An 11652-nucleotide genomic window follows, 5' to 3' on the forward strand; every position below is an offset into this window, starting at 1 on the left:
ACCAACTTAAAGTCAGGCTGGACTGTTTGTTGATTTAGCGCTACTGTGCAAAGTGTGACTACCGACACAGGGCTCGACGACGCAGCGGCGCCCACCGAGCGCCGGACCCAGGCCGAACGCACCGCGGGCACTCGGGCGAAGCTGCTCGACGCCGCGATCGACTGCCTGGTCGAGCTGGGCTTCGCCAAGACCAGCACCCAGGAGATCGCCCGGCGTGCCGGTGTCTCCCGCGGTGCGCAGCTGCACCACTTCCCGACCAAGGAATCCCTGCTGATCGCGGCCGTCGAGCACCTGGTCGATCGTCGTCTCTCGGAGATCCTCGAAGCCGAACCGGACCCCGAGCGAGGGCCCGAGATCCTCGCCGACGCATTCTCCGGTCCCCTCTTCCACGCAGCGCTCGAGCTCTGGGTGGCGGCCCGTACCGATCCGGCCCTCCACGAGGCGATGATTCCGCTGGAGCGGCGCGTCGCCGAGGCCATTCAGGGCGGTGCCCAGATCGTCATGGGTAGTCGGATGTCTCCCGAATCCATCGAGCTCAGTGTCGAACTCGCCCGCGGACTGGCCGTCTCGGCGCTGTTCCGTACTCCCGAAGCCGACGCGCAACTGCGCGGGCGGCTCCTTCCGATCTGGTCCGAAAAGGTGATGGACGCGTGAACGCAACACTTCCCGAACAACTCGACGTGTTGGTGGTCGGAGCCGGTTTCGCGGGCTTGGCCGCGGTGGCCAAGATCCTCGCCGCCGACCCGAGCGCCGACGTGACCGTCATCGAACGCGCGTCCGACGTGGGTGGGACGTGGCGCGACAACACCTACCCCGGGTGTGCATGCGACGTGCCGACCTCGCTGTACTCGTTCTCGTTCGCACCCAGTCCCAAGTGGAGTCATACCTTCGCGCGGCAACCGGAGTTGTTCGACTACCTGCGTTCGGTGGTGGATCGTCTGAACCTCAACGATCGCATCGTCACGAACTGCGAACTTCGGTCCGCGACCTGGGACGAGGCGACCAAGCGATGGTCGGTGCAGACGTCTCGCGGGTCGGCGAGCGCCAGGGTGTTGGTCGCTGCCACCGGGGCACTGTCCACTCCGAAGATCCCGGACGTCCCGGGCATCGACACGTTCGCCGGCACCGTGTTCCACTCCGCCACCTGGAATCACGAGCACGACCTCACCGGTGAGCGGGTCGCCGTGATCGGCACCGGAGCCTCGGCCGTGCAGTTCGTACCCGAGATCGTCGACCGCGCCGAACGGCTCACCGTCTTCCAGCGCACTCCCGCATGGGTGATTCCGCGCCTGGACCGCACCATCGGCCGGCTCGAAAGAACAGTGTACGAAAAGATCCCCGCGGCCCATCGCGCGGTGCGCGGTGTCATCTACGGCTATCGCGAGGCCTACGTCACGGTGCTGGCGGACAATCCGTGGATGCTGCCCGCGGTGAAGGTGTTCGCCAAGGCCAACTTGAAGCGGCAGGTCAAGGATCCCGCGACGCGGGCCGCTCTCACCCCCGATTACGCACCCGGGTGCAAAAGGCTTCTGCTGTCCAATGATTGGCTGCGGACGTTGGATCGTCCCGATGTCGATCTCGTGACGTCGGGCCTGGCGTCGGTGACCGAGAACGGCGTCGTCGACGCCTCGGGCCGCAACCACGAGGTGGACACGATCATCTTCGCGACCGGGTTCACCCCCACCGAGCCGCCGGTGTCTCATCTGTTGCGCGGCAACGACGGTCGGACGCTGGCGGAGCACTGGGACGGTAGTCCGCAGGCGCATCTGGGGACCACCGTCGCAGGCTTTCCGAACCTGTTCCTGATGTACGGCCCCAACACCAACCTCGGGCACAGTTCCATCGTCTACATGCTCGAGTCGCAGGCCAATTACGTGGTGTCCGCGCTGAACGAGATGAAGCATCGGAGGGTCGCGGCCGTCGAGGTCAACGAAGCCGCTCAGCGCCAGCACAATTCGTGGGTCGACTCCGCGCTCGACGGCACCGTCTGGAATGCCGGTGGCTGCTCGAGCTGGTACCTCGACGCCAATGGCCGCAACTCGACGATGTGGCCCACCTACACGTTCAAGTTCCGCAACAAGACGCGCGAGTTCGACGTCGCGAACTATCGGCTCGCGTCCGACACTCTCGAATCCGACCACGAGGTGGTAACAGCATGAGTGACTACGACGTATTGATCATCGGCTCCGGTTTCGGCGGTAGTGTCGCCGCATTGCGCGCAGTCGAGAAGGGCTACCGGGTGGCGGTTCTCGAGTCCGGTCGCCGATTCGAGGACGACGAACTGCCGAAGACCAGCTGGCGTCTACGAAAGTACCTGTGGGCTCCGGCCCTGGGTTGCTATGGGGTGCAACGCATTCACCTGCTGCCCGATGTGCTGGTGATGGCGGGGGCCGGCGTCGGCGGAGGGTCGCTGAACTACGCGAACACGCTGTACCAACCGCCGGCGAAGTTCTTCGAGGATCCCCAGTGGGGTTCGATCACCGACTGGCAGCGCGAGCTGAACCCGTACTACGACCAGGCCCGCCGGATGCTCGGCGTCGAGACCAACCCGACCATCACCGCCTCGGACAAGGTGATGAAGGAGGTGGCGGAGGACATGGGCGTGGGGGACACGTTCACCTCGACCCCGGTGGGCGTCTACTTCGGTGACCGCGGCAAGACTGCACCCGACCCGTTCTTCGGTGGTGCAGGCCCCGAGCGCACCGGGTGCACCGAGTGCGGAGCGTGCATGACCGGCTGCCGCGTCGGCGCGAAGAACACCCTCGTCAAGAACTACCTGTATCTCGCCGAACACGCAGGCGCGCATGTTCTTCCGTTGACCACGGTCGTGGACGTGCGCCCGAACGGCGCAGGCTACGACGTGGTGACGCGACGGACGGGCGGGAAGCTGCGTCGCAAGGAGAAGACGATCACCGCCGATCAGGTGATCTTCTCGGCCGGCACCTACGGCACCCAGAAGCTGATGCTCGCGGCCAAGGAGAAGGGCTCGTTGCCTCGGCTGTCGGAGCGGATCGGCTCGCTCGTGCGCACCAACTCCGAGGCCGTGCTCGCCGCGACCGCCAGGGGCCGCGAGGTCGACTATCACGAGGGTGTGGCGATCACGTCGTCGTTCCATCCCGACGATCACACCCACATCGAGCCGGTGCGATACGGCAAGGGCAGCAACGCCATCGGCCTGTTGCAGACCGTGCTCAGCGACGGCGGCGGCAAGATGCCACGCATCCTCAAGACCCTCGGCGTCGCGTTGCGTCATCCCGGCGCTGCGGCGCGGAGCCTGTCGGTACATCGGTGGTCGGAGCGCACCGTCATCGCACTGGTGATGCAGACCGACGACAACTCGCTCGAGCTCGGATCCAAGAAGGGGCCGTTCGGGCGTCGCCTCACCAGCAGGCCCGGTGCGGGTGATCCACCGCCGCAGTGGATTCCGCAGGGGCACGAGGCCATTCGTCTGCTCGCGGACAAGATCGGCGGCGACCCGGGCGGATCGATCGCCGAGATCGTCAACATTCCGATGACCGCGCACTTCCTCGGTGGCTGCGCGATCGGTGACTCGCCGCAGACCGGGGTGATCGACGGGTACCAGCGGGTCTACGGCTACGAGGGACTGCACGTGCTCGACGGCTCTGCCGTCAGCGCCAACCTCGGCGTCAATCCGTCCCTGACGATCACCGCCCAGGCCGAGCGCGCAATGGCGTTGTGGCCCAACAAGGGTGAAGCCGATCGGCGACCCGCGGTGGGATCGGGGTATCGGGAGATCGCACCCACACAGCCGGTGCACCCGGTGGTGCCGGTGTCGGCCCCGGGTGCCTTGCGGCTCCCGCTGACCGTCGTGGGGAGGGATCGATGATGTGGAGTGTCACCGAATCCGAGACCGAGCGCACCGATTGGCCGATCAGCCCGGCAGCGCCGTGGCCGGCGAACGTTCGCGCCACGATCTGGTGGCATCGGGCCCGGTCGTCGGAGTTCGCGCCGGCCGGAGCCAAGACGCTGCCGATCACGATGTGCATGATCGTCGACTACACCACCTCGCCGGTCGGCCCGTACCGCGAGATCCTGGCGAGCCCGGCCCTGCGCCGGGACGTCGGACGCGTTCCGCGGATGGCGGTGCCGTTCATCGCCGTGGATTCCGCGACGTCGGTGCACGGCGGCCGGACCAACTGGCACCTGCCCAAGGTGCTGGCCGAATTCGAGGGCGACGTGCTGGGCGAGGCCGGGGCGAGCGGCGACGAATGGTCGGTCCGGACGACGTCCCGCGGCGTCGGACCGCAGTTCCCGATGCTCGGCTCGATCGGTTTCGCGCAGCCGGTGCCCGGCGGATCGGCCGTGGCCGTCGCGAGTCTGAGGGGCAAGGCCAGGGTGGCTCGCGTCGAGGTGGACGCCAAGGGCCCGACGTTGAGTCGCTGGATGCCGTCGGGCACGCATTTCGGCTTGCAGATCGTGTCGGGGTCGATGCGGACCGGTGAAGCGCGCCTGGTCGGATAGCGACTACCCCGCTTTTCTTGACTTAGTCCAGATTAGGGGCATACTGGGGTACATGCAGCTCACCGAACGTGTCGACCCCGCAGCGCAGTTGCGCTCGGTGGGTCTACGCGTCACCGGACCCCGAGTTGCAGTTCTGGATGCGGTCACAGCCCGACCGCATTCGGACGCCGACGACATTGCTGCCGCCGTTCGCGAGAGCGGCGGCTCGGTGTCGACCCAGGCCGTCTACGACGTGCTCAGGGCCTGCGTCGACGCAGGTCTGCTGCGTCGCATCGAACCTGCGGGTTCGGCTGCGCTGTACGAGAGCCGGACGGCGGACAATCATCACCACCTCGTGTGCCGGGAATGCCACGCGGTGGCCGATGTCGACTGCGTCGTCGGAGCAGCGCCGTGTCTCGTACCCGAGGACACGCACGGATTCGTCGTCGACGAAGCCGAAATCGTCTTCTGGGGTTTGTGCGGCGACTGCACGAGGCATTCCGTCTAGTACTGCGGTCCAGCGTACGGCCGCTCGGTTTCACCGATTTTCGAGAAGCAGCCCCTTCTCGAACCCGATTCAGCCCTTCAGGAGGCTTCGTATGACCAAGCCGATCACCAACAAACCGACTACCAGCAACTCGGGAATTCCCGTGCCCAGCGACGATCAGTCGCTGACCGCCGGAACGCAGGGTCCGATTCTTCTGCACGATCACTACCTCATCGAGAAGATGGCGCAGTTCAACCGTGAGCGGGTCCCGGAGCGCGTCGTGCACGCCAAGGGCGCAGGCGCGTTCGGTGAACTCGAGATCACCGGAGACATCAGCAAGTACACCAAGGCGAAGGCGCTGCAGCCCGGTGCCAAGACCGAGATGCTGGCGCGCTTCTCCACCGTCGCCGGCGAGCAGGGCAGCCCCGACACCTGGCGCGACCCGCGTGGCTTCTCGCTCAAGTTCTACACCGAGGAAGGCAACTGGGACCTGGTCGGCAACAACACCCCGATCTTCTTCGTCAAGGACCCGATCAAGTTCCAGGACTTCATCCGCAGCCAGAAGCGCATGCCCGACTCCGGTCTGCGTGACAACAACATGCAGTGGGACTTCTGGACCCTTTCGCCCGAGTCGGCACACCAGGTGACATGGCTCATGGGTGACCGCGGCATCCCCAAGTCGTTCCGCCACATGGACGGATTCGGCTCGCACACCTACCAGCTCATCGCCGAGGACGGCACGAAGACCTGGGTGAAGTTCCACTTCAAGACCGACCAGGGGATCGACTACCTGACACAGGACAAGGCGGACGAGGTCGCGGGCACGTCGCCCGACCATCACCGTCAGGACCTGTTCGGATCCATCAATAACGGCGACTTCCCCAGCTGGACCCTCAAGGTCCAGCTCATGCCGTACGACGAGGCCGAGAACTACAAGTACAACCCGTTCGACCTCACCAAGGTCTGGTCGCAGAAGGACTACCCGCTGATCGAGGTCGGCAAGATGACCTTGAACCGCAACCCGGAGAACTTCTTCGCGCAGATCGAGCAGAGCTCGTTCGAGCCGTCCAACACCGTGCCCGGCATCGGCTTCAGCCCCGACAAGATGCTGCTCGGACGCGTCTTCTCCTACGCCGACGCGCACCGGTACCGCATCGGAGCGAACTACGCGCAGCTGCCGGTCAACGCCCCGAAGTCCGAGGTCAACTCGTACTCCAAGGACGGCAACATGCGGTACTCGTTCAACTCTCCGGAGACGCCCGTCTACGCGCCGAACTCGTTCGGCGGCCCGTCGGCGGACACGAACAAGTACGGCGACGACGGAGCGTGGGACTTCGAGCCTCGTTTCGTGCGTACCGGGTACATCGAGCACCCCGAAGACGGCGACTTCGTGCAGGCCGGAGCCTTGGTCCGCGAGGTCATGGACGACGCGCAGCGTGAGCGTCTCGTCGGAAACATCGTCGGACACGTCCTCAACGGCGTGAGCGAGCCCGTTCTGAGCCGGGTGTTCGAGTACTGGACCAATGTCGATGCCGACCTCGGCAAGAAGGTCGAGGAAGGCGTTCGGTCGCAGCAGAACGAGACCGCACCGACCACCGGTGCAGGCGCAGTCGACGATCCTGCCGACGAGGCCGCCAAGGTCTGATCCGACCGGTTCTGGGATCGGCGTCACATCGACGGTGGCGCCGATCCGGAACAATGCACGTCGACCTGCCGTTGTGCAGTACAGACGAAAGCACAATAATGGCGTGCGATGCACACCGTCGTCCAACGGCAGGGAGGCCACATCATGACGAACCCCATCACCAGTACCCTCGACGCAGGTCAGCAGAAGATCGCCGGCGACGCACTCCAGGGAACCGTGGTCGATCTCATCGACCTCTCGCTGATCGCGAAGCAGGCGCACTGGAACGTGATCGGTAAGAACTTCCGGTCGGTGCACCTCGAACTCGACGAGTTGGTCACGGCCGCACGTGAATTCACCGATCAGGCCGCCGAGCGCGCCACCGCCATCGGGGTCAGCCCCGACGGCCGCGCAGCCACCGTCTCCTCGACGGCGGGCACCAAGGGCTTCGGTGCCGGGTGGACTCAGGACAGCGAGGTCGTCCCCGCTGTCGTCGACAACATCGCTGCGGTCGTCGAACGTCTTCGCGGACGCATCGCCGACACCGGCGAAGCCGATCCGGTGACCCAGGACCTACTCATCGGCATCACAGCTCGGCTCGAGCAGCTGCACTGGATGTGGCAGGCCCAGGCCAGCTGACGTTTCTCCACGACAGGCCCCTCGCGTACTGCGGGGGGCCTGTTGCTTTCGTCCGACGATTGTTTGCCCGCACCACCCCCGGGTATCCGACGCTCATGCCTGTCCCCACACCGACTGTCGGTGCAGTTCTGCTCGACATCGACGGCACCCTCGTCGATTCCAACTACGTGCACGTCGACGCCTGGTCGCGTGCGTTTCGTGAGGCGGGCCACGAAGTGCCGTCGTGGCGTGTTCATCGAAGCATCGGCATGGACGGGTCGAAGTTGCTGGAGACACTCGTCGGCTCGTCCGACAGTGCACTGGCGCAGGAAGCGAAGAAGCTGCACGGCGAGTACTACGCCGAGGCCTCGTCCGATCTCGAAGTGCTACCGGGTGCCCGGGAACTGTTGGCGGACTTGAGTACCCGTGGAGTGACCGTGGTGCTCGCAACATCGGCTCCCGAGAGCGAACTGTCGACGTTGCGAGATCTGTTGGACGTCGAGGATTCGGTTGCTGTCGTCACGTCCGGTGAGGACGCAGAGGTCGCCAAGCCGGAGCCCGACATCATCGCGGTGGCTCTGGAACGGGCAGGCGTCGAGGCTGTCGACGCGGTGATGGTCGGCGACAGTGTGTGGGACATCGAGTCGGCCGGGCGCGCGGGCGTACGCGCCATCGGCGTGTTGAGCGGCGGAATCTCGCGCAGCGAATTGCTCGACGCGGGCGCGGCAGCGGTGTTCGACGACCCGGCCGATCTGCTCGAGCACGTCGAGAGCAGCCCGATCTTCGCTGGAAAGGCATGTGCTTGAACGACTTCCGAAAGCCGTACCCCCGGGTTGACGGTTATGTCGCCATCGAAAGTTACGGAGCCATCGGCGACGGCCGAACCGTGGCGATGATCGCCGACGACGGCCGCATCGACTGGTTTCCGGTGCCCAACCTCGACTCGCCGCCGCCGTTCGCAGCATTGCTCGACGCGCCACACGGCGGCTACATCGAACTGACGCCCGTGGAAGAGTTCACCGTCCAACGCAAATTCGTCCCAGGGACAAACGTTCTGAGTACCACGTTCCGCACCGACTCCGGTTCCGTGCGCATCACCGACTCGTTGAACACCGGGGTCGCCGGCCGGCTCCCGTGGGTGGAGTTGGCCCGTCGCGTCGAGGGTCTCGACGGCACCGTCGAGCTGAGGTGGTCCGTCGCGCCGGGCACCATGCTCGGCATCGCGTCGCCGTGGGCGTACGACACCGAGCACGGCACCGTCCTGCGGGTCGACGGATTGACCTTGGCGGTGCGGACTCTGGGCATCGAGAACGTGCGCGTGGCCGACCGCGACATCGGTGGGGTCGTCAGCACGCAACCGGGTTCTCGGCATGTGCTGGGTGTGGTGGGCACGGAGAACGAGCCGCTGCCGTTGCCCGATCCGCAGCATCTCGACGAGGGGATCGACCGGACCATCGACAACTGGCGTGTGTGGTCCGACGAGTTCTCGTACGAGGGTCCGTGGGCAGAGCATGTGGCTCGCAGCGCGCTGGCCCTTAAACTGTTGCTGCACAGTCCGTCCGGTGCCATCGCCGCCGCCGCGACAACCTCGCTACCCGAGAACCGGACCGGTGGCAAGAACTGGGACTACCGCTACGCCTGGGTTCGCGACGCCGCGTACACCATTCGCGCTCTGCAACGGTTCGGTCTCCGTGAGGAGATCCACGCCGCGGTGGCGTGGCTGCTGAGGGTCATCCGTGTCAACGATCCGTTGGTCAACGTCTTCTACACCCTCGGCGGTGAATTGCCCGGTGGCACCGAACAACCCGACGTTCCCGGTTGGCGGGGCATCGGGCCGGTGGTCAACGGAAACGCCGCGGCGGACCAGCTGCAGTTGATGATCTTCGGTGACCTGTTCTCGATCATCCGGCAGTACGTCGACGCAGGAAACATCCTCGATGCGCAGACCGGTCGGCTGCTCGCGACCATCGCCGACGAGGCGTGTGATTCGTGGCAGCGCAAGGACGCCGGGATCTGGGAGCTCGAGGACGAACAGCACTACACCAGTTCCAAACTGGGCTGTTGGCAAGCGCTGGACTGCGCGGTGCACCTGGCCGAAGCAGGGGAGATCCCGGGCATACCCGATCGGTGGAAGGCGGAGAGAGAACGCATCCGCCACTACGTCGAATCCGAATGCTGGTCGGACGAGCGCCAGGCCTATCTCGCGTACCCGGGTGCGGACGGCCTCGACGCGTCGGTGCTGCTGGCAGCCGAGATGGATTTCGATCGTGGAGAACGTCTTTCGTCCACCATCGATGCTCTCGTCGAAGAACTCGGTGCCGGACCGCTGATGTATCGATACAGCGGGGTGTCCGAGGAAGAAGTGACCTTCGTGGCCTGCGCCTTCTGGCGGGTGTCGGCGCTCTCCTGCGTCGGCCGAGACGACGAAGCCACAGCCCTGATGGACCAGCTGGTCGAGCTCTCGAACGACGTGGGGTTGTACAGCGAAATGATCGATGCTTCGGATGGATCGTTTCTGGGTAACTTCCCGCAGGGCTTGAGCCACCTGGCCCTGGTGAATGCGGCGCTGACCATCGCGCGCTCGCACGACGCCACAGCCTGACATCAACCTCTAGCGCAAAGTGGGATCGTATGGATCTGGGAATCGACGGCAGAACAGCGCTGGTGACCGGGGCCGACTCCGGCATCGGTTGGCACACGGCGAAAATGCTGTTGGCCGAGGGCGTTCGGGTCGTCATCAGCGACAAGGATCAGGACTCGCTCGACGCCGCCGCGGCCGAACTCGCGGCAGCGGAGGGCCGGTTGTTCGCGTTCGCTGCGGACGTGACCGACACCGAGGCCGTCGAGAAATTGGCAGTACAGACGCAGAAGGCAGTGGGCGACATCGACATTCTCGTTCAGTCCTCGGGCGTGACCGGAGCGCAGGGACTGTTCCACGAGATCGACGAGGAAGGGTGGCGGTCCACCCTCGACATCGACCTGATGGGCCCGGTCCGCCTGCTACGGGCATTTCTGCCTGCGCTACGCCGCGGCGGTTGGGGACGCATCGTGCTGTTGACGTCGGAGGATGCCGTGCAGCCCTACGACGACGAATTACCTTATTGCTCGGCCAAAGCCGGGGTTCTGGCTCTGGCCAAGGGCCTCTCGCGCAGCTACGCGTCGGAGGGACTACTGGTCAACGCCGTCTCTCCCGCGTTCATCCACACCCCGATGACCGACGCGATGATGGACAAACGCGCCGAGGAGAAGGGCACCGACCGCGACGGTGCCGTCGAGAGCTTCCTCGACGAGGAGCGTCCGTACATGGAACTCGGACGTCGAGGCGAGCCCGAGGAAGTCGCCTCGGTGATCACCTTCCTGTGCTCGGACCGCGCCAGCTTCGTCAACGGATCGAACTACCGAGTCGACGCCGGCTCCGTCGCAACTATCTAGGAGACACATATGACCAATTTCGGATACACCTTGATGACCGAGCAGAGCGGCCCGAAAGAGTTGGTGCAGTACGCCGTCGGTGCCGAGAAAGTCGGCTTCGACTTCGAGGTCAGCAGCGATCACTACTCACCGTGGCTCTCGTCCATGGGCCACTCGCCGTACGCCTGGACGACCCTGGGCGCGGTGGCTCAGGCCACCGAACGCGTCGAGCTGATGACGTACGTGACGTGCCCGATCATCCGGTACCACCCGGCGGTCGTCGCGCAGAAGGCTGCGACGTTGCAGATCCTGGCCGACGGACGCTTCACCCTCGGACTCGGCAGTGGTGAGAACCTAAACGAGCACGTCGTCGGCGAGGGATGGCCGTCCATCGACAAGCGCCAGGACATGTTCGTCGAGGCGCTCGAGATCATCCGCGCATTGCACGCCGGTGGCTTGGTCACATACGAGGGCAAGCACTTTCGCGTCGACTCCGCCCGGATCTGGGACCTGCCCGAGGGTGGCGTGCCGATCGGTATCGCCGCCGGTGGTGAGAAGGCGGTGGCGCGGTTCGCCGAGTACGGCGATCACCTCATCGCCACCGAGCCGGATGCCGGTCTCGTCAAGGCGTGGTCCGACAACCACGAGGGACCGGCGCGGTCCATCGGCCAGATCCCCATCTCCTGGGACCCGGACAAGGACGCGGCGATCGATCGTGCGCACGATCGATTCCGCTGGTTCGCCGGTGGCTGGGCCGTGAACGCCGATCTTCCGACGACGGCCGGTTTCGCCGGAGCCACCAAGTTCGTGCGGAAAGAAGATGTGGCCGACACGATTCCGTGCGGACCGGACCTCGATGCCATCGTCGAGGCCGTAAAGCCGTACTGGGAGGCCGGTTACACCGACATCGCCCTCGTGCAGGTCGGCGACGAAACCCAAGAACGGTTCCTCGCCGAGGCCGCAGGCCCACTGTTGGAGAAGCTGCGCGCTGCATCCAGCTGAGCACAAGCGACGAGACCCCGATCGAGACCGTCGATCGGGGTCTCGCGCT

Annotated in this window: 11 protein-coding genes; all 11 read left to right on the forward strand. The window is 65.4% G+C overall.

Annotated features, from left to right (window positions below):
• The first annotated feature begins 45 nt into the window (after window positions 1–45).
• The 11 genes from NY08_RS20165 (at window position 46) to NY08_RS20215 (ending at window position 11603) form a co-directional block, all read left to right on the forward strand.
• Window positions 46–654 carry a TetR/AcrR family transcriptional regulator gene (locus tag NY08_RS20165; RefSeq protein ID WP_442970762.1) on the forward strand — a complete coding sequence of 203 codons (609 nt, stop codon included), beginning with the start codon at window positions 46–48 and terminating at the stop codon, window positions 652–654.
• The gene (locus tag NY08_RS20170) at window positions 651–2159 is read left to right on the forward strand and encodes a flavin-containing monooxygenase (protein WP_045198382.1); all 1509 of its coding nucleotides are present in this window, start codon (window positions 651–653) and stop codon (window positions 2157–2159) included. Before NY08_RS20165 ends, NY08_RS20170 begins: the two co-directional genes overlap by 4 nt.
• Window positions 2156–3847, forward strand: coding sequence for a GMC oxidoreductase (locus NY08_RS20175; protein ID WP_045198384.1), 1692 nt, complete (start codon window positions 2156–2158; stop codon window positions 3845–3847). The genes NY08_RS20170 and NY08_RS20175 overlap by 4 nt, the downstream gene beginning before the upstream one ends.
• Window positions 3847–4482: an acetoacetate decarboxylase family protein gene (locus NY08_RS20180; RefSeq protein WP_045198386.1), complete on the forward strand. Its 636-nt coding sequence runs from the start codon at window positions 3847–3849 to the stop codon at window positions 4480–4482. Before NY08_RS20175 ends, NY08_RS20180 begins: the two co-directional genes overlap by 1 nt.
• A 52-nt stretch (window positions 4483–4534) precedes the next feature.
• Window positions 4535–4969 carry a Fur family transcriptional regulator gene (locus NY08_RS20185; protein WP_045198388.1) on the forward strand — a complete coding sequence of 145 codons (435 nt, stop codon included), beginning with the start codon at window positions 4535–4537 and terminating at the stop codon, window positions 4967–4969.
• Between the two features lie 91 nt (window positions 4970–5060).
• Complete coding sequence (locus tag NY08_RS20190) at window positions 5061–6593, forward strand: catalase (protein WP_082073898.1); 1533 nt, start codon at window positions 5061–5063, stop codon at window positions 6591–6593.
• Between the two features lie 144 nt (window positions 6594–6737).
• On the forward strand, window positions 6738–7211 hold the full coding sequence (locus NY08_RS20195) for a Dps family protein (RefSeq protein WP_032380678.1): 474 nt from the start codon (window positions 6738–6740) through the stop codon (window positions 7209–7211).
• 95 nt (window positions 7212–7306) lie between these two features.
• Entirely contained in the window at window positions 7307–7996 is a 690-nt protein-coding gene (locus NY08_RS20200) for an HAD family hydrolase (protein WP_045198395.1), read from the forward strand.
• Window positions 7993–9792, forward strand: coding sequence for a glycoside hydrolase family 15 protein (locus NY08_RS20205; protein WP_442970763.1), 1800 nt, complete (start codon window positions 7993–7995; stop codon window positions 9790–9792). Before NY08_RS20200 ends, NY08_RS20205 begins: the two co-directional genes overlap by 4 nt.
• A 29-nt stretch (window positions 9793–9821) precedes the next feature.
• Window positions 9822–10622, forward strand: a complete 801-nt coding sequence (locus tag NY08_RS20210) for an SDR family NAD(P)-dependent oxidoreductase (protein WP_032395275.1) — start codon at window positions 9822–9824, stop codon at window positions 10620–10622.
• A gap of 9 nt (window positions 10623–10631) precedes the next feature.
• Window positions 10632–11603 carry an LLM class F420-dependent oxidoreductase gene (locus NY08_RS20215; protein ID WP_032395274.1) on the forward strand — a complete coding sequence of 324 codons (972 nt, stop codon included), beginning with the start codon at window positions 10632–10634 and terminating at the stop codon, window positions 11601–11603.
• The last annotated feature ends 49 nt before the right edge of the window (window positions 11604–11652 follow it).

This window comes from Rhodococcus sp. B7740 (assembly GCF_000954115.1).
GTDB lineage: Bacteria > Actinomycetota > Actinomycetes > Mycobacteriales > Mycobacteriaceae > Rhodococcoides.

Bases quoted from the DNA above. Each gene is read 5' to 3' on its own strand.
- NY08_RS20175 (WP_045198384.1), top strand. From the start codon at position 2,156: ATGAGTGACTACGACGTATTGATCATCGGCTCCGGTTTCGGCGGTAGT.
- NY08_RS20180 (WP_045198386.1), top strand. From the start codon at position 3,847: ATGTGGAGTGTCACCGAATCCGAGACCGAGCGCACCGATTGGCCGATC.
- NY08_RS20185 (WP_045198388.1), top strand. From the start codon at position 4,535: ATGCAGCTCACCGAACGTGTCGACCCCGCAGCGCAGTTGCGCTCGGTG.
- NY08_RS20190 (WP_082073898.1), top strand. From the start codon at position 5,061: ATGACCAAGCCGATCACCAACAAACCGACTACCAGCAACTCGGGAATT.
- NY08_RS20195 (WP_032380678.1), top strand. From the start codon at position 6,738: ATGACGAACCCCATCACCAGTACCCTCGACGCAGGTCAGCAGAAGATC.
- NY08_RS20200 (WP_045198395.1), top strand. From the start codon at position 7,307: ATGCCTGTCCCCACACCGACTGTCGGTGCAGTTCTGCTCGACATCGAC.
- NY08_RS20210 (WP_032395275.1), top strand. From the start codon at position 9,822: ATGGATCTGGGAATCGACGGCAGAACAGCGCTGGTGACCGGGGCCGAC.
- NY08_RS20215 (WP_032395274.1), top strand. From the start codon at position 10,632: ATGACCAATTTCGGATACACCTTGATGACCGAGCAGAGCGGCCCGAAA.